Origin of the sequence: Christiangramia fulva (assembly GCF_003024155.1) — a bacterium.
In the GTDB taxonomy this organism is placed as follows: domain Bacteria; phylum Bacteroidota; class Bacteroidia; order Flavobacteriales; family Flavobacteriaceae; genus Christiangramia; species Christiangramia fulva.
Genome location: NZ_CP028136.1, coordinates 154,106 through 171,017, shown reverse-complemented (window position 1 = coordinate 171,017; position 16,912 = coordinate 154,106). Strand labels below are relative to the sequence as shown.

Annotated in this window: 16 protein-coding genes and 3 tRNA genes; 8 read left to right on the top strand and 11 right to left on the bottom strand. The window is 40.5% G+C overall.

Annotated features, from left to right (window positions below):
- A complete protein-coding gene (locus C7S20_RS00830) occupies positions 1 to 1,467 on the bottom strand; it encodes a phytoene desaturase family protein (RefSeq protein WP_107010712.1) in 1,467 nt (488 codons plus the stop codon).
- Positions 1,468 to 1,476: 9 nt separating this feature from the next.
- Positions 1,477 to 2,379: a MerR family transcriptional regulator gene (locus tag C7S20_RS00825; protein WP_107010711.1), complete on the bottom strand. Its 903-nt coding sequence runs from the start codon at positions 2,377 to 2,379 to the stop codon at positions 1,477 to 1,479.
- A gap of 206 nt (positions 2,380 to 2,585) precedes the next feature.
- Between C7S20_RS00825 and C7S20_RS00820 the strand changes: the two genes are divergently transcribed.
- On the top strand, positions 2,586 to 4,049 hold the full coding sequence (locus tag C7S20_RS00820) for a M28 family metallopeptidase (RefSeq protein WP_107010710.1): 1,464 nt from the start codon (positions 2,586 to 2,588) through the stop codon (positions 4,047 to 4,049).
- Between the two features lie 35 nt (positions 4,050 to 4,084).
- On the opposite strand, the gene C7S20_RS00815 is transcribed toward C7S20_RS00820, so the two are convergent.
- The 3 genes from C7S20_RS00815 to C7S20_RS00805 form a co-directional block, all read right to left on the bottom strand.
- Positions 4,085 to 4,168, bottom strand: a tRNA-Leu gene (locus C7S20_RS00815).
- Positions 4,169 to 4,356: 188 nt separating this feature from the next.
- Positions 4,357 to 4,429, bottom strand: a tRNA-Lys gene (locus tag C7S20_RS00810).
- Positions 4,430 to 4,593: 164 nt separating this feature from the next.
- A tRNA-Lys gene (locus tag C7S20_RS00805) sits at positions 4,594 to 4,666 on the bottom strand.
- Between the two features lie 124 nt (positions 4,667 to 4,790).
- Here C7S20_RS00805 and C7S20_RS00800 point away from each other — a divergent pair.
- Positions 4,791 to 5,306, top strand: coding sequence for a shikimate kinase (locus C7S20_RS00800; protein WP_107010709.1), 516 nt, complete (start codon positions 4,791 to 4,793; stop codon positions 5,304 to 5,306).
- Here C7S20_RS00800 and C7S20_RS00795 read toward each other — a convergent pair.
- The 3 genes from C7S20_RS00795 to C7S20_RS00785 are packed head-to-tail and all read right to left on the bottom strand — an operon-like array spanning position 5,301 to position 6,763.
- Complete coding sequence (locus C7S20_RS00795; RefSeq protein WP_107010708.1) at positions 5,301 to 5,801, bottom strand: phosphoribosyltransferase family protein; 501 nt, start codon at positions 5,799 to 5,801, stop codon at positions 5,301 to 5,303. The genes C7S20_RS00800 and C7S20_RS00795 overlap by 6 nt on opposite strands.
- The gene (locus tag C7S20_RS00790) at positions 5,794 to 6,375 is read right to left on the bottom strand and encodes a methyltransferase domain-containing protein (RefSeq protein ID WP_107010707.1); all 582 of its coding nucleotides are present in this window, start codon (positions 6,373 to 6,375) and stop codon (positions 5,794 to 5,796) included. The genes C7S20_RS00795 and C7S20_RS00790 overlap by 8 nt, the downstream gene beginning before the upstream one ends.
- Entirely contained in the window at positions 6,368 to 6,763 is a 396-nt protein-coding gene (locus C7S20_RS00785; RefSeq protein WP_107010706.1) for an RNA-binding S4 domain-containing protein, read from the bottom strand. Before C7S20_RS00785 ends, C7S20_RS00790 begins: the two co-directional genes overlap by 8 nt.
- Before the next feature lie 80 nt (positions 6,764 to 6,843).
- Here C7S20_RS00785 and C7S20_RS00780 point away from each other — a divergent pair, with 80 nt between their 5' ends.
- On the top strand, positions 6,844 to 7,794 hold the full coding sequence (locus C7S20_RS00780) for an FKBP-type peptidyl-prolyl cis-trans isomerase (protein ID WP_107010705.1): 951 nt from the start codon (positions 6,844 to 6,846) through the stop codon (positions 7,792 to 7,794).
- Between the two features lie 67 nt (positions 7,795 to 7,861).
- Here the strand turns inward: C7S20_RS00780 and C7S20_RS00775 are convergent, their stop codons facing one another.
- From C7S20_RS00775 to C7S20_RS00765, 3 genes are all read right to left on the bottom strand, one after another.
- Positions 7,862 to 8,458, bottom strand: coding sequence for an outer membrane beta-barrel protein (locus C7S20_RS00775; protein WP_107010704.1), 597 nt, complete (start codon positions 8,456 to 8,458; stop codon positions 7,862 to 7,864).
- Positions 8,459 to 8,579: 121 nt separating this feature from the next.
- Positions 8,580 to 9,533: a transketolase family protein gene (locus tag C7S20_RS00770; protein ID WP_107010703.1), complete on the bottom strand. Its 954-nt coding sequence runs from the start codon at positions 9,531 to 9,533 to the stop codon at positions 8,580 to 8,582.
- Between the two features lie 33 nt (positions 9,534 to 9,566).
- On the bottom strand, positions 9,567 to 10,412 hold the full coding sequence (locus C7S20_RS00765) for a transketolase (protein ID WP_107010702.1): 846 nt from the start codon (positions 10,410 to 10,412) through the stop codon (positions 9,567 to 9,569).
- 171 nt (positions 10,413 to 10,583) lie between these two features.
- Here C7S20_RS00765 and tgt point away from each other — a divergent pair, with 171 nt between their 5' ends.
- The 5 genes from tgt to C7S20_RS00740 all read left to right on the top strand — a co-directional run bounded on the left by tgt (position 10,584) and on the right by C7S20_RS00740 (position 16,899).
- Complete coding sequence (gene tgt / locus C7S20_RS00760) at positions 10,584 to 11,714, top strand: tRNA guanosine(34) transglycosylase Tgt (protein ID WP_107010701.1); 1,131 nt, start codon at positions 10,584 to 10,586, stop codon at positions 11,712 to 11,714.
- A 9-nt stretch (positions 11,715 to 11,723) separates the two neighbouring features.
- Entirely contained in the window at positions 11,724 to 12,800 is a 1,077-nt protein-coding gene (locus C7S20_RS00755) for an LptF/LptG family permease (RefSeq protein WP_107010700.1), read from the top strand.
- Positions 12,801 to 12,899: 99 nt separating this feature from the next.
- Positions 12,900 to 13,853 carry an acetyl-CoA carboxylase carboxyltransferase subunit alpha gene (locus tag C7S20_RS00750; RefSeq protein WP_107010699.1) on the top strand — a complete coding sequence of 318 codons (954 nt, stop codon included), beginning with the start codon at positions 12,900 to 12,902 and terminating at the stop codon, positions 13,851 to 13,853.
- A gap of 168 nt (positions 13,854 to 14,021) precedes the next feature.
- Positions 14,022 to 15,578 (top strand): replicative DNA helicase, encoded by a 1,557-nt coding sequence (dnaB, locus tag C7S20_RS00745; RefSeq protein WP_107010698.1) that lies wholly within the window; start codon positions 14,022 to 14,024, stop codon positions 15,576 to 15,578.
- Positions 15,550 to 16,899, top strand: a complete 1,350-nt coding sequence (locus C7S20_RS00740; RefSeq protein ID WP_423738324.1) for an asparagine synthetase B — start codon at positions 15,550 to 15,552, stop codon at positions 16,897 to 16,899. The genes dnaB and C7S20_RS00740 overlap by 29 nt, the downstream gene beginning before the upstream one ends.
- The last annotated feature ends 13 nt before the right edge of the window (positions 16,900 to 16,912 follow it).

Below are 16,912 nucleotides of genomic sequence, written 5' to 3'. Positions count from 1 at the left end.
TCAATTTTTTTCATTTTTTTCGATTAATCCGGCAGCCAGTTTTCCCGAGATCAGGGAGGGAGGGACGCCGGGACCAGGAACGGTGAGCTGTCCCGTGAAATAAAGGCCTGCTACTTTTTTGCTTTTCAGTTTAGGCCGAAGAAAAGCGGTTTGGAAAAGCGTATTTGCCATTCCGTAGGCATTGCCTTTATAAGAGTTGTAGGCTTCCTTAAAATCGTTTACACAAAAAGATTCTTTAAAAGCAATTTTTGATTTTACCTCCTGGGACGTAAGTTTTTCAAATCTGTTTATGATCAGGTTGAAATAATGCTCTCTTATTTCAGGAGTATCCTCGAGGTCCGGGGCAAGAGGAATAAGAAAAATGCCTGCTTCTTTTCCCTGGGGAGCTGATGAATTATCGGTAATAGAAGGAAAACTGGCATAGAATAAAGGATCTTCGGGCCATTTTGGAGCATCGTAAATGTCATGAGCATGCTTTTCAAAACTGGAATCAAAGAAAAGACTATGATGGGAAACGTTTTTTAATTTCGTATCAAAACCCACGTAAAACAGTAGGGAAGAAGGAGCAAAGATCCTGCTGTCCCAATATTTTTCGGAATATTGCCTCAGAGCAGAAGGAAGAAGTCTTTCAGAATGATGATAATCGGCACCGGAAAGCACGATGTCGCAGAAATATTCTTTCCCGTGCACTTTAACACCTTTTGCTTTTTTATTTTCGGTAAGGATCTCTTCGACGGGAGCATTGACTTCAATTTTCACTCCCAGGGAAACCGCCAGGTCCCTGATCCCTTCAATCACTTTATACATCCCTCCCTGCGGATGCCAGGTTCCTAACCCGAAGTCGGCATAATTCATAAAACTGTAGAAAGCCGGAGTATCCGAAGGTTTTGCACCAAGAAATAAGACTGGAAATTCGAGGATCTGTCTTAATTTCGGATTTTTAAATTCTTTTCTTACTTCGCTGCTGATATTGCTGAAAAAACGTCCGAGCCTCATTGCTGTTGCCGGACTCACGAGCTCCAGGGGTGAGATCCCGGGCCGGTAAACCAGGTCTTTTATGGCGATATCATAATTATCTCTGGCGCGGTCAATGAATTTCCTGAGCTTTTCAGAACTTCCTTTTTCTTCCTTTTCAAATTCAGCGTAAATAGCTTCCAGGTTGGAGGGAATACTTATTGAAGTACCGTCACCGAAAAACACCTGGTAAGCGGGATCCATTTTGGTAAGCGAATAGAAGTCTGAAGGTTTTTTATTGAAATCATTAAAAAATCGTTCGAACACATCAGGCATCCAATACCAGGTAGGGCCAATATCAAAGGTGAAGCCATCTTTTTTAAGCTGCCTGGCCCTTCCGCCTACCGTAGGGTTCTTTTCAAATATTTGAACCTCATAACCGGCTTTGGCCAGGTAACAGGAAGCTGCCAGGGAAGAGAAACCTGAACCAATGATAATTATTTTTTTTCGCATGTAATTTTCCTACAAAGTGGCTACAAAATCATTAATGGTGTTGAAAATCCTGACGTTTTTAGGCAGGTGGCGATCATCTATTTCTCTCGCGCGGGCTCCAAACAGAAAAAGCTCCCTTTGCTTGTTTTTGCAAAGCTTTTCCTGGAATTCATCAATAAATTCCTGTATATCTGTGTTGCGGGGGAAAACGGTAAGATAGCATAGAAAAACCAGATGGTCGTAGATATCTGTTAAATAAAGAACATTGTCGAGTGGAAGGCTCGGTCCCAAGTAAACTGTTTTTTTTCCTGCAGCCAGCAATTCATAGTTCAGGTAAAGAATTCCGATATCATGGATTTCGTTATGTGGCAAAAACAGCACATAAAGATCTTCATCCTTTTTATGGGTTTTCTGAAATTTCAGCTCTGCAATGTTCAGGTAGATCTTTTGTTTGATCAGTTCTGTAATGTAGTGCTCATGAATTGGTTTGATCGTATCGGTTTGCCAAAGCACCCCGATTTCATGAAGCAGAGGAAGAAAAACATCATGAAAAACAGTACGAAAGCTCTTCTTTTCCCTTAGTTTATTATAAGTATCTTCAAATAGCTGATCATCAAAATTCATCATCGCTATTTTAAAAAAGTTGCGGGAGCGGTTTTCTTCGCTTTTTGAGGCATTGATCCGCTTTACAAGATTTTTGATTTCTTCATCGCTCATTTTGGAGATCCGCGAAATCTTATATCCATGTTCATTGAGAAAAGAGATATTTAGTAATTTCTGAAGATTTTCTCCATCATAGGTGCGTATGTTCGTATCGGTCCTTTCTGGATTAAGTATGTCATATCTTTTTTCCCATATTCTAATGGTATGAGCTTTTATCCCGCTTAGGTTTTCAAGATCCTTAATACTGAAATTTTGTTTTATATGTTCCATTATTAAATAAATAGATTAAACAAATCTAAAAAATAAAGTGTACCAGTAATACTAGAAAATGTTAAATGTTTAATTAAAAAATAAAAAAATTAAACAATACCTATTTTTAAGGAAGTTTGAAGCGCAATCCTGGAATAGGTAGCCTGAAATTTTTCTGATCATTTCGATCTATTATTTGTAAATTCAGCTTTCTTAATCCCAATTCTATGAATCTGAAGAAGTTTTTTTCCTTTATATTATTTAGTGCATTCACTTTTTCCTGGTCACAGGAGCCTCCTGCATTAGACGCTATCAAAAAATCTGATCTTAAAAATGATATTTTTGAACTTGCCAGTGATGCCATGCAGGGTCGCAGGGCGGGAACCATAAACGAACTAAGGGCTGCTGCCTGGGTTGCCGAGAGGGCCAGGGAAGCGGGAATGAAGCCTGCAGGTGAGGATGGAACTTTTTTCCAGTTTTTTCCATTATACAGAACCACGGTAGCCGAAGACAGTAAAATTACAGTAGACGGAAAAGATCTGAAGCTTTGGAAAGATGTATATGAGGTCTCACCTGTTCCGGTACATTTTGAAGAGACCGCTGTTTGGTTAACCCCTAATGATACCACTGCAAATCTGAACAATAAAGTAGTTGCAATGAAATTATTGCCGCCACGCAAGCTTCCGGAAGAAGGAATGAGCCTTTGGGTTTATCGCTATGCGCTTTCAGCGATACGCCAGCAGGCAGCTACATTAAAAAGACAGGGGGCGAAAGCGGCGATTTTGGTAGCCGATTCAACAGCCTATTCTAAAATTGGATTTTTTGGTCATGGACTGGAGGAAGGAAAGTACGAAATCGATAAAAAAGAATGGCTGAAAAAGCAGGATGAACTCCCGGTTTTCATCGTAACACCTGAATTTGAAGAAAAACTTAAGAAGAATGTCAAAGTAAAAGCCGATGTGACCATTGATAAATTCAGTTATCCGTCGGCCAACGTAATAGCGAAAGTAGAAGGTACTGATGCGCGTTTAAAAGATGAATATGTGTTGTTCAGCGGGCATCACGATCATGATGGGGTGGGAGTGCCGGTTGAAGGAGACAGTATCTGGAATGGTGCTGATGACAATGCCTCGGTAAGTGTTGCCTTACTGGCAATTGGCAGAGCATGGTCTAAAAACCCCGGCAAAAGAAGCGCGCTTTTTGTCTGGCACGGTGCTGAAGAAAGAGGCTTGTTTGGTTCCAGGTATTTTGTGGAACATCCTGTGGTGAAAAAAGAAAAAATCAACGCGGTTCTCAATGGAGATATGATTGGAAGAAATGAATCTGGAAACGCCGCTTTGCTGGGTTCCATTCCGCCACATAAAAATTCTTCTGAATTAGTTGAAATGGCAATGGATGCCAACGAAGAACTGACGCATTTCAATGTCGATACAAGTTGGGATGCTGAAGATCATCCTGAATTCTGGTATTTCCGAAGTGATCATCTGCCATATGCTCAGGCAGATATCCCCGCCATTTTTTTCACCACGCTGTTACATCCCGATTATCACACGCCGAAAGATGAACCTGAAAAAATCGATCTTGAAAAATTGCTGGAGATGACTCAATGGATGTATGCAACAGGCTGGAAAGTATCCCAATCTGGGAAAGCTCCTGCACTTGATAAAAATGATTCGAATTCAGAAAAGTAAAAACAAAAAATTGCTGCTATGCAGCAGGAAAGAAGTGCCCGAGGCGGGAGTCGAACCCGCACGCCCTAATGGACACATGGCCCTCAACCATGCCTGTCTACCAGTTCCAGCACCCGGGCGGCTTTTATAAATAAAATCCCTGGGTTTTCAATAATATTTCGAAAAACACCCAATTTGTTTTCCAAAAAAGTGATCTGGCTGGGGCTCCCTTTGCTTCGACATGCTCAGCACAGGCTCTTCGAAAAGATCAGCGCAAGCGCTTCGCTCAGGATAAACTTCTCGCCCTATTAATATCAGATCAAAAAAGTGATCTGGCTGGGGCTCGAACCCAGGACCCTCTCCTTAAAAGGGAGATGCTCTACCAACTGAGCTACCAGATCTAAAAAAAATAAAAGAACTAAAAGTGATCTGGCTGGGGCTCCCTTTGCTTCGACAAGCTCAGCACAGGCACTTCGACAAGCTCAGCACAGGCTCTTCGACAAGCTCAGCGCAAGCGCTTCGCTCAGGATAAACTTCTCGCCCTATTAATATCAGATCAAAAAAGTGATCTGGCTGGGGCTCGAACCCAGGACCCTCTCCTTAAAAGGGAGATGCTCTACCAACTGAGCTACCAGATCAATAAAGACATCCGTTTTTTTGCGAATGCGGGTGCAAATATACATTCATTAATTTATTTATCAAGGCGAATTTGGTATAATTTTATTATAGTTTTGCCTTCAACTCATTTTAAGAAGATTAAAGATGAAAATATTTCTTTTGGGATACATGGGATCGGGTAAATCAACCGTAGGCAGGCTTCTGGCGGAACAATTGAGTTTTGAGTTCCTGGACCTTGACCAGGCCATTGAACTGCAGGAAAATATACCTGTTTCTACCATTTTTCAAAAAAAAGGAGAACTCTATTTTCGGAAACAGGAAAGAAAATTACTGGAGTGGATAATAGCGAAAGATAAGGCGGTTATTTCTCTGGGTGGCGGGACTCCCTGTTATGGAGATAATCTTGATTTGATAAAAGATGCTAAAGATTCTAAAACAGTTTATCTAAAGATGAGTGTACAGCAACTTACCGATCGCCTGGAAAAGGAAAAGGAACAAAGGCCATTAATAAGTCATCTTGATAAAAAGGAGGAACTGGAAGAATTCATTAGAAAACATCTTTTTGAAAGAGGATTTTACTACAGCCAAAGTGAGTTGATCATTAACTGTGATAACAAAAAGCCTCAGGAAATTGTAGATGAAATAGTAGCTGGTTTATGACATTTCTACACTTTCCTTATTTTTCTCAAAATTGACCTTAACTGTTTCGCTGAGGGAAGTGGATAGGGAAATTCCCTTGAAATCGGCTTTTACAGGGTATTTTTTATGATTCCGATCTACCAGGACCGCCGTTTTAAATTGTTTCAGCGGGACCTCCAGAAAATGCCGTACGCCATAGATCAAAGTTGTTCCCGAATTTAAAACATCATCCACAAGTACGATAGATTTATTTTTGTATTCACTACTATCTAATGAAGTTCGAACTGGCTCAAGAGGTTTCTTTTTATTGATTTCCACTTTGCAGAGTGTAGCTTTGAGTGGCGAAATTTCCTGGAGTTCTTTCAGAATTTTTTCGGCCAGCAAATATCCGTTTTTTGCAATTCCGGCGATAATGATCTCCTGTTCATGAACATTGCTTTCATAGATCTGGTAAGCGATTCGCCTGATCTTATGTTTTATTTGCTGCTGGTTTAAAATTGGCAGATTTTTACTCATCTTTTTTAGTGAATTTAAAAAACAATTCGTTGCCCTGACGTGGTTTTATTGAATTGTAACAGTCTTCCAGGATATTTATTTCAAAATAAGGACTAAAATACTGCAAATATTCTTCTTTACTCCCTCCAAAAGGTGGCCCGTCTTTCGTAAGTGGAAATTTAAAAAGAAGTCCGCAGATTTTACCCCCAGATTCTAAAATACTGGCAGCCTGCTTTGCATACAAAGGCCTTTTTTCAACCTCAATGGCGCAGAAGAAAGTCTGTTCCAGGATAAGGTCGAATTTTTCGTTGAGTTCGAAGAAATCTCCCTCTATCATCTGGGAATCCGGAAAAGCCGGTAATCGTTTTTTAAGATTTTGAAGGGGTTCTGCGGAAATATCAATAACATGAACATTTTTGAAACCTTTGCGGAAAAGGTATTCGGCTTCATACGAATTTCCCGCCCCGGGAATCAAAATTTTTAAATTTTTATCCTGAAGCTGATCGATATACTCTTTCAACGGATTGGAAATTTCACCAATATCCCATCCCATTTTATTTTCCTGATAACGTTTTGTCCAGAATTCTTTATTCATCCTCGAGTTTTTCGTCCTGATCGGCATTTTCAAACCACTCATCAATATCCCGACGGTCTTTTTTCGTGGGCCTGCCCGTTCCTTTTTTTCGATAATAATCTTTGGAATATTTCAGAAGTTCAAGTTTTTCAAAAGCCTCTTTAGGTGTGACATCATTTACATAGATATTTACAAGTTTTGCACCAACGCGATTTGGCGGAAGGTCGAGAATCTCGAGCTGATAATCGATCTGATTTTTCCTAACCTCAAGTTTATCACCTGGAAACACTTCCTTGGAAGGTTTTAAATTATGGCCTTCCATTTTCACTTTTCCCTGCTTACAGGCGTTGGTAGCAATGCTTCTGGTCTTGTAATAACGTACACACCATAAAAATTTATCCACTCTCATAATTTGATCTCTAAAAGCACGTTCATAGTTAAGCAAAAATACAAGATTATTGTATCTTGCGCGTCCAAAACAGATTACGAATGAGATTAAAAAAACTTATGTTCCTCGGCCTTTTGGCCACACTTGTTTTTTCGTGTAATAAAGATAAAAGTACTCCTGAAACCATTCCGCCTCATGACCGGGGTGAGCAGGCCATAGAAGATGATCAGGCATTGATCAACTATCTTTCCACACATTTTTATAATTATGAGGAATTTGAAAATCCTTCTGAAGATTTTGATTATGTAGTGCGCCTGGATACCATTGCAGGTGAAAATAGCGATAAAACGCCAATTATTGAATCTGATAAGCTGATTACAAAAACAGTAAATTATAAAGGAATTGATCAGCAATTATACGTCCTGAAGATCAGGGAAGGAGCAGGAGCCAAACCCCATTTTACCGATTCGGTTTATGTTGCTTATAAAGGTGAATTATTAAATGAGGCGGTTTTTGATGCTAACCATATTAAATCTCCAACCTGGTTTTCACTAGGTCGCTATTATCAACTCCAATCCAATGGTCGTCTCGCCTTAAATGGTGGACTTATCGAGGGCTATACTGCCGGAATTCAGGAATTTGGTGAGGCAACGGGTTTTGAAGTAAATCCCGACAATACTATTAACTGGACCAATGATTTTGGAATAGGCGCCATTTTTATGCCTTCAGGCCTAGGATATTTTTCTGCTCCTCAAAGCAGCATTCCTGCTTATTCACCTCTTATTTTCACCGTAAATCTTTTCAGGGTGAATGTAGCCGATCATGATGGAGACGGGATTCCAAGTTATATGGAAGACCTGAATAACAACAATGATATTCTTGATGATGATACCGACGGGGACAATTTAAATAATAGTTCTGATGCTGATGATGACGGTGATGGAACTCCTACCAGAGAAGAGATAGTCATCAATGAAGACGGAAGTATCGAATTTACCGATACCAATGGTGATGGAACCCCAGATTATCTGGATCCCGATTTTTTTAAATAAATAATGGCACATATAAAAAATAGCCCCCGCGAACCGCGGGAGCTATTTTTATTTTAGTTCCTTCAGTTTACAATTCGTAAGAAAGACTTAGAATCCATTGTGAAGGTCTTGAGTCTATTTTGAAACCCTGGTCCATAGCGGTTTGCCCTATGGCGTCGTTTTCCTGAAAAGCTCCTTCATAGCGCGCGTCAAAACCTATTCTCCCCAGGTCAACCCCGAGACCTAATTCATAGCCAACGGTAATTTGGTTTTCAACATCACCTATTTGAAAACTGGTATTTTCCAGTTCATTTTTCATGACATACTGAAAAGAAGGCCCTGCTTTAATATTTAATGGTCCAAGTACATTAACTCCCACAAGCACCGGGGCATCAATTTTAGTGAGTTTATAATTGAAATCTTTGTAATCGGTATTTAATTCGGTGTAAAGTAATTCTGGTCGTAGAAAAATTCCAGCTACTTCAAATTGTCCATAAACTCCGGCGTGCCATCCGGCCTTTTCTTTACCTTTAATTATGGTTGCGGCATCACTGGCCACCTCACCGGGTCCTTCATAATCTCCGGTAGCTCCGTAATTAAAACCTCCCTTGATTCCAAATTCGGCATTCTGGGCCCATGAGTTAACTCCGAAAAAAATTAGGGCGACTATAAATAACTTTTTCATTTTTAGATTTGTTTATCGTTAGACTAATATAACGAAGACTCATTGCACTTATTTCTAAAAAAAAGAAAAAGCCTTCCCAAAATTTTGAAAAGGCTTCTTCATAATTTAAATGAAATGTGGTTTATTTTCTTTTTAAAACTTTTTCAGCAGCTTTGATAATGGCGGCAGCATTTAAACCATATTTTTCCATAAGCTGCTCAGGAGTTCCGCTTTCGCCAAAGGTATCCTGGGTTGCCACGAATTCCTGAGGAGCCGGATGATTTTCAGCAAGTGTTCTCGCCACGCTTTCTCCCAGTCCGCCAAGGAAATTGTGTTCTTCAGCTGTGACCACGCAACCAGTTTTCTTTACTGAATTTATAATAGCCTCTTCATCAAGCGGTTTAATGGTATGAATATCGATCACTTCGGCACTGATCCCTTTTTCATTAAGTTCAACAGCCGCCTGGATGGCCTCCCAAACCAAATGCCCGGTAGCTAGAATAGTTACATCGCTTCCTTCGTATAATTGAACCGCTTTTCCTATCTCGAATTTTTGATCTTCAGGAGTGAAATTGGCAACTTTTGGTCTTCCGAAGCGAAGGTAAACAGGACCTTCATGCTCTGCAATGGCGAGTGTAGCCGCTTTTGTCTGGTTATAATCACAGGTATTGATAACGGTCATTCCCGGCAACATTTTCATGAGGCCAAGATCTTCAAGGATCTGGTGAGTCGCCCCATCTTCTCCTAAAGTGACACCAGAATGAGATGCACAAATTTTCACATTTTTCCCTGAATAGGCGATGCTTTGTCTAATTTGATCATATACCCTTCCGGTCGCAAAATTGGCAAATGTACCGGCAAAAGGGATCTTTCCGCCTATTGTTAGTCCGGCAGCCATTCCCATCATATTGGCTTCAGCGATTCCTACCTGGAAAAAACGCTCCGGGTTTTCGTCAATAAAATCCTGCATTTTTAGAGATCCAACGAGATCTGCACACAAGGCTACCACATTAGGGTTTTTACGTCCCAGTTCAGTAAGCCCGGCACCAAATCCTGAACGTGTATCTTTATTTCCTGTACTTTTATATTCTTTCATGATCTTTCTTTTTGTAAATTTTAATGAAGTTGATTAATAATCACCAAGGGTTTCGGGGTTTTGGGCCAGGGCCTTTTCCAGTTGCTCGTCATTGGGAGCCTTGCCGTGCCATGCATGCGTATGCATCATAAAATCTACTCCATGACCCATTACCGTTTTCATTAAAATACAAACCGGTTTTCCTTTTCCAGTTCGGGATTTAGCTTCATTAAGACCATCAATTACCTGTTGGAGGTCGTTGCCATCTTTTATTTCCATCACATCCCAGCCAAAAGCTAAAAATTTTGCTTTCAGGTCGCCCATAGGAAGAACAGTCTCGGTACTTCCATCTATTTGCTGTCCGTTATGATCAACAGTAGCAATGATATTATCGATATTTTTGGCTGCGGCATACATGATCGCTTCCCAGTTTTGACCTTCCTGAAGTTCACCGTCCCCATGAAGTGAGAAAACAAGGTGATCATCATTGTTAAGTTTTTTTGCCTGGGCAGCTCCAAAAGCAACACTCATTCCCTGGCCTAGAGAACCTGATGCTATACGTATTCCCGGAAGTCCTTCATGAGTGGTAGGATGTCCCTGAAGTCGGGAATTGATTAGGCGAAAAGTATTCAATTCTTCCACAGGGAAGAATCCGCTTCTGGCAAGAACACTGTAGTAAACCGGAGAAATGTGGCCGTTGGAAAGGAAGAAAAGATCTTCACCGATCCCATCCATATCAAAATCGGTTTTGTAATCCATTACCACTTTATAAAGAGCGGTAAAGAATTCGGTACAGCCAAGAGATCCTCCGGGATGCCCCGAATTTACCTTGTGTACCTGCCTTAAAATATCCCTTCTTACCTGGGTTGCAAATTTCTGTAATTCGTTGATGTCTGGCATTTTATAATCGTGTTGTTTTAATGCTGGCAAAAATAACTTTTTAATAGGCTCTGGCAAAGAGAGTTTTGGCTAGATATTAACTTTTTGTTCAATTAACTAACAAATGGAAAGTTTAATAGCACTTCTATTTGATATTTAGTTGAGTATCTTTGCACCGATTTAAAACGAACTATGAAATTTGATCTTTTAGGAACCGATCCCGGTAGTAAGGCGCGAGCAGGAAAAATCGAAACAGATCACGGAACCATAGAAACTCCAATTTTTATGCCTGTAGGTACCGTAGCCTCGGTAAAAGGAGTACATCAGAAAGAATTGAAAGAAGATATCAATCCCGATATTATCCTCGGAAATACTTACCATCTTTACCTTCGTCCCCAAACCGATATTCTTAAAAAAGCGGGTGGTCTCCATACATTCATGAACTGGGACCGAAATATCCTTACTGATAGCGGCGGCTACCAGGTATATTCACTTTCCGCCAGAAGGAAGATCAAAGAGGAAGGGGTAAAGTTCAAATCTCATATAGATGGTTCGTATCATACCTTTACGCCGGAAAATGTGATGGAAATTCAACGTGCGATCGGGGCCGATATCATTATGGCTTTTGACGAATGCACGCCTTATCCTTGTGATTACAGGTATGCGCAGAAATCAATGCATATGACGCATCGCTGGCTGGATAGATGTATGGCCCATCTTGAGAAGACTCCGGAACTTTATGGCTACCAGCAAACTTTATTTCCCATTGTTCAGGGAAGTACCTACAAAGATCTTCGGAAACAATCGGCCGAATATATCGCAAATGCGGGAGCCGAAGGCAATGCTATTGGCGGACTTTCAGTTGGCGAACCTGCCGAAGAAATGTATGAAATGACCGAAATCGTCACTGATATTTTACCGGTAGATAAGCCAAGATATTTAATGGGAGTGGGAACTCCAATCAATATTTTGGAAAATATTGCGTTGGGAGTAGATATGTTTGACTGTGTTATGCCCACCCGAAATGGCCGGAACGGAATGCTTTTTACCTCCCAGGGTACGATCAATATTAAAAATAAGAAATGGGAAGCCGATTTTTCTCCCATCGATGAAGAAGGTATCACCTTTGTAGATACGCAGTATTCAAAGGCCTATGTGCGGCACCTATTTTCTGTAAATGAAATGTTGGGGAGACAAATAGCCAGTATTCACAATCTCGGATTTTATCTTTGGTTGGTAAGGGAAGCCAGAAAGCATATCTTAGCCGGGGATTTCGTTGATTGGAAGAATAAGATGGTAAGACAAATGGACAAACGATTATAAGTTTCAAATTTGAAAATTTTAGACTGGTACATACTTAAGCGCTACCTGGGAACCTTCATTACCATGCTGGTCCTTTTTATTCCCATTGGTATTACCGTGAACCTGGCTGAAAAGATCGATAAGATCCTGGAAAACGAGGTCCCTTTTATGGAGGTGGTGATCTATTACGTAGACTTCACCATTTATTTTGCAAATCTTCTTTTCCCGATCTTCCTTTTTTTATCGGTGATCTGGTTTACTTCAAAACTGGCGATGAATACCGAGATCATCGCTTTTTTGAGTAGCGGGGTTTCTTTTATGCGATTCATGAGACCATATTTGATCGGGGCGACAATCGTATGTATAGCAGCCCTGGTTTTTTCTATGTACCTGGGTCCTAAGGCGAATAAGGGCTATAATGAATTCTTATTTCAGTATCTCAAGCGCGGAACACAAACTCAGGAAACTACAGATGTTTACCGGCAGATCAATGATCACGAATATATCTATGCCAGTCATTTTCAGCCAAAATCACATACAGCCCGTAATTTTACGCTGGAACATTTTGAGGGAAATAAACTGAAATTCAAAATAAGCGCCACCAGTCTTCGGTGGAATCCTAAAGATAGCATTTATCGCCTCACAAGAGTTGACAAACGATACATCGGTAAAGGAAAGGATTCCATTGAAACCTTAAGAACCTTAGACACTATCCTGCCTTTTGAATTTGATGAACTTACGCCTGAATCTTACATTGCTGAAACCCTTAACTATTCTGAGCTCAATGAATTCATAGAAAATGAAAGGCGCCGAGGTTCGGGAAATATTAGTAGGTACCTGGTTGTAAAGTACAAAAGATGGAGTACCCCGGTATCGGCATTCATACTTACAATAATAGCCGTGGCTGTAGCTTCTTTTAAAAGAAGGGGAGGAATGGGCGTAAATCTGGCAGTTGGAATTTCACTTGCGTTTATTTTTGTTTTTTTTGATAAAGTCTTCGGGACAATGGCTGAACAGTCAAATTTTTCTCCCTTGATCGCAGTTTGGTTTCCAAACGTGGCTTTTGGTATCCTGGCTGTGGTTATGCTTATAAGAGCGAAAAGATAAACTCTTAAATCTGGAAAAATTTAAAGCCCCTCTGGGAATTCTTTCCTTTCAAACTCCTTATATTTGTAAGCTATAAAAAAATAAATACCATAAATCCGTATGGAATATTTAGATTTTGAACAACCCATTAAGGAACTTAAGGAGCAGTACGAAAAGGCCTGCAATATTGGCGAAGAGAGTGAAGTTGATGTGACTGCTACCTGCAAGCAAATCGAAAAAAAACTTTCTGAAAAAAAGAAGGAGATCTACAAAAATCTTACTCCCTGGCAGAGGGTTCAGTTGTCAAGACATCCAAACAGGCCCTATACCCTGGATTATATAAACGGAATTTGTGGCGATACTTTCCTTGAACTTCATGGAGACCGAAATGTTCGTGATGATAAAGCGATGATCGGCGGACTTGGAAAGATCGATGAACAAAGTTATATGTTTATCGGTCAGCAGAAAGGTTTCAATACCAAGACCCGCCAATATCGGAATTTCGGAATGGCCAATCCAGAAGGTTACCGCAAGGCACTAAGGCTGATGAAATCGGCTGAAAAATTCGGTCTTCCCGTTGTGACGCTTGTAGATACTCCCGGAGCTTATCCCGGCCTCGAAGCTGAAGAAAGGGGACAGGGTGAAGCCATAGCCCGAAATATTCTGGAAATGACCAGGCTTAAAGTTCCTATTATTGTAGTGATCATTGGCGAAGGTGCCAGTGGTGGTGCTTTGGGAATAGGAGTTGGCGATCGTGTGATGATGCTTGAAAATACCTGGTATTCGGTGATCTCTCCCGAATCATGTTCTTCAATTCTTTGGAGAAGCTGGGAATATAAAGAAACAGCAGCTGAAGCTCTGAAACTTACCGCAGCCGATATGAAAAAACAGAAACTTATTGATAGCATCATAAAAGAACCTCTTGGTGGAGCACATAGCAATCGGGAAGAAGCTTTCGAAAAAGTTAAAAAATCGATTATTAAGGCTTTTGATGAAATAAAAAACTTATCACCAGAGGAACTTGTAGAAAAACGAATGGAAAAATATTTGAATATGGGAGTCTTTAAAGGATGATTTCTTTGTTCACAACCTTTCAGTCAAAATCCGAAAAGTCATTTTCGGATTTTTTTATCTTTTCAACATAAAATATTAGTTATTAACAGCTAAATTGTTCATTACCTGTTAAGGAAGAATAAGCTAAATTTTTAAGATCGTCTTAACATTTTTTTTACTTTCGTTCCTATGGAAAAAATCACCGCCCCTCAAAATATAGCCTACAGAAAATCGAATGTAGTAAGCCTGGAAAAAGGAAAAGTTCCTCCGCAAGCCATTGATTTAGAAGAAGTTGTTCTTGGGGCGATGATGATTGACAAAAAAGGGGTAGATGAAATTATTGATATTCTTCATCCCGAAGCTTTTTATAAAAATGCCCACAGCCTTATTTACGATGCCATAAAAAAGTTATTCGATAATTCAGAGGCAATCGACTTATTAACGGTTTCTAACCAATTGAAGAAAGATGGCAATTTTGATAAAGTTGGCGGGGATTATTACCTCATTCAGCTTACTCAAAAGGTGTCGAGTTCGGCCCATATTGAGTTCCATGCCCGAATCATTCTGCAGAAATATATCCAGCGTAGCCTTATAAAAATTTCAAATGAAATTATCGAGGAAGCTTTTGATGAAGGAACTGATGTTTTCGACCTTCTTGATAATGCAGAAGCAAAACTTTATGAGGTAACCCAGGGAAATATCAAACGTTCTACCGAGACTGCTCAAAGTCTGGTAATGCAGGCGAAAAAGAAGATCCAGGAAATTTCTAATAAAGAAGGTTTAAGTGGAATTCCTTCAGGATTTGAAAGACTTGACGAACTTACTTCGGGCTGGCAACCTTCAGATTTGATCATCGTGGCGGCCCGACCTGGTATGGGTAAAACAGCACTTACGCTATCCATGGCACGGAATATAGCCGTAGATCAGGGAATTCCTGTTGCTTTTTTCTCCCTGGAGATGTCTTCGGTACAGCTGATCACCCGTTTGATATCTTCAGAAACGGGTCTTTCTTCTGAAAAACTTCGTACCGGGAAATTGGAACAACACGAATGGGAACAGCTGAATGTGAAAGTAAAAGATCTTGAAAAAGCACCGCTTTTTATTGATGACACCCCTTCGCTTTCGATTTTTGACCTCCGGGCAAAAGCGCGCCGGCTTTCTTCACAACATGGAATTCGGCTTATCGTGATCGATTATTTGCAGTTGATGACTGCGGGCGGAAGTCAGAAAGGCGGGAATCGTGAGCAGGAAATTTCCACGATTTCGCGTAACCTCAAAGCCCTCGCCAAAGAATTGAATGTTCCTGTAATTGCGCTCTCTCAGCTTTCACGGGCCGTCGAAACCAGGGGAGGAAGCAAGCGGCCTTTGCTTTCTGACCTCAGGGAATCAGGCGCGATTGAACAGGATGCCGATATTGTTTCCTTTATTTATCGCCCTGAATATTATAAAATTGAAGAATGGGACGATGAAGAAAGAACACCTACCCAGGGACAGGCCGAATTCATCGTGGCCAAGCACCGTAACGGCGGACTTGATAATATTAGGCTGAAATTCATTGGAGAACTCGGTAAATTTGATAATTTAGAAGACTTTAGTTTTCCTTCTGAAATCCCTTCGCGTATGAACAGCGGTGATGATGATAGTGGATTTGGAGGTCATAATTTACCAAATCCGAGTGCCGATGAAGCTTTCGGAAGCTCAATGAACAGCGATTTCGATGATGATGATAATGACGTCCCCTTTTAAAAATTTAAACCAGGAAAAAATATTTCCAAACTTATTCTATAAAAATAACAGCAGTCTTTTTTCTTTAAAAGGACTGCTGTTTTTTTTGATCTTCAGTATTTCTTCTAATGCTTTTGCTTCCAAGGTATTGATTCCTATGGATGCCGAAACTCAGAGCAATCATTTGAAGGCCTATGGAATTGTTTATTATGCGCTGGAAAATCAGTTGAAGGTGAACTGGCTTCTTAATTATCGTGGTGGATCTTTCCTTGTTTCCGATTCCGATAAACTTCGAAAAGAATGTCAGATTCGCGGGGTCGATTTTGAGCAAATCAGCGATTCTATGGCTGAATCTATTCTTACCGAAATTTCGAGTCCTTCAAAAAATATGGAATCTGTTGCGCTGGAAAAAGCCCCGAAAATCGCAGTTTACAGCCCCAAAGGGAACAAGCCCTGGGATGATGCGGTAACTATGGCGCTTACCTATGCCGAGATTCCCTATACTACTATTTATGATCGGGAAGTTTTGGAGGGTAAATTAGTTCTTTATGACTGGCTTCACCTGCACCATGAAGATTTTACGGGCCAATATGGAAAATTCTATGCAGCCTTTCGAACTGCGCCGTGGTATATTGAAGAAAAAAAGGAGGCAGAAGCTCTGGCTAAAGAACTTGGTTATTCGAAGGTTTCCGAAGAAAAGCTCGCGGTTGCCGAAAATATCAGGGATTATGTGATTGGTGGTGGATTCATGTTCGCTATGTGCAGCGCGACCGATAGTTTTGATATCGCCCTCTCCGCTTCGGGAGTTGACATCTGTGAACCAATGTTTGATGGTGATCCCAGCGACCCCGGCTATCAGGCAAAATTGAATTACGACAATACTTTTGCTTTTACTAATTTTCATCTGGAAAGAAATCCTATGGTTTATGAATTTTCAGATATTGATATGACCGCAAAAAGACAAATTCCTGCAGAGAGTGACTACTTTACCTTAATGGATTATTCGGCGAAATGGGACGTGGTGCCAACCATGCTCACGCAAAATCATACCAGATTGATCAAAGGATTCATGGGCCAAACCACCAGTTTTGATCCCGATCTTATCCGGCCGGGAGTTTTGATCATGGGTGAATGTAAACTAAATGGGGAAGCGCGTTATATTCATGGCGTGAAAGGCAAGGGATTTTTTACTTTTTACGGCGGCCATGATCCCGAAGATTATCAGCACCGGGTTGGTGATCCAAAAACCGAACTGGAATTGCATCCTAATTCCCCCGGTTACAGGCTTATTTTGAATAATGTTCTTTTTCCTGCCGCAAAGAAAAAGGAACAAAAAACCTGAAATTTTATACTTA

Bases quoted from the DNA above. Each gene is read 5' to 3' on its own strand.
- C7S20_RS00830 (WP_107010712.1), bottom strand. From the start codon at position 1,467: ATGCGAAAAAAAATAATTATCATTGGTTCAGGTTTCTCTTCCCTGGCA.
- C7S20_RS00785 (WP_107010706.1), bottom strand. From the start codon at position 6,763: ATGAGAGTGGATAAATTTTTATGGTGTGTACGTTATTACAAGACCAGA.
- tgt (WP_107010701.1), top strand. From the start codon at position 10,584: ATGAAATTTGATCTTTTAGGAACCGATCCCGGTAGTAAGGCGCGAGCA.
- C7S20_RS00820 (WP_107010710.1), top strand. From the start codon at position 2,586: ATGAATCTGAAGAAGTTTTTTTCCTTTATATTATTTAGTGCATTCACT.
- C7S20_RS00770 (WP_107010703.1), bottom strand. From the start codon at position 9,533: ATGAAAGAATATAAAAGTACAGGAAATAAAGATACACGTTCAGGATTT.
- C7S20_RS00740 (WP_423738324.1), top strand. From the start codon at position 15,550: ATGATGATGATAATGACGTCCCCTTTTAAAAATTTAAACCAGGAAAAA.
- C7S20_RS00790 (WP_107010707.1), bottom strand. From the start codon at position 6,375: ATGAATAAAGAATTCTGGACAAAACGTTATCAGGAAAATAAAATGGGA.
- dnaB (WP_107010698.1), top strand. From the start codon at position 14,022: ATGGAAAAAATCACCGCCCCTCAAAATATAGCCTACAGAAAATCGAAT.
- C7S20_RS00750 (WP_107010699.1), top strand. From the start codon at position 12,900: ATGGAATATTTAGATTTTGAACAACCCATTAAGGAACTTAAGGAGCAG.
- C7S20_RS00795 (WP_107010708.1), bottom strand. From the start codon at position 5,801: ATGAGTAAAAATCTGCCAATTTTAAACCAGCAGCAAATAAAACATAAG.
- C7S20_RS00765 (WP_107010702.1), bottom strand. From the start codon at position 10,412: ATGCCAGACATCAACGAATTACAGAAATTTGCAACCCAGGTAAGAAGG.
- C7S20_RS00780 (WP_107010705.1), top strand. From the start codon at position 6,844: ATGAGATTAAAAAAACTTATGTTCCTCGGCCTTTTGGCCACACTTGTT.
- C7S20_RS00825 (WP_107010711.1), bottom strand. From the start codon at position 2,379: ATGGAACATATAAAACAAAATTTCAGTATTAAGGATCTTGAAAACCTA.
- C7S20_RS00800 (WP_107010709.1), top strand. From the start codon at position 4,791: ATGAAAATATTTCTTTTGGGATACATGGGATCGGGTAAATCAACCGTA.
- C7S20_RS00775 (WP_107010704.1), bottom strand. From the start codon at position 8,458: ATGAAAAAGTTATTTATAGTCGCCCTAATTTTTTTCGGAGTTAACTCA.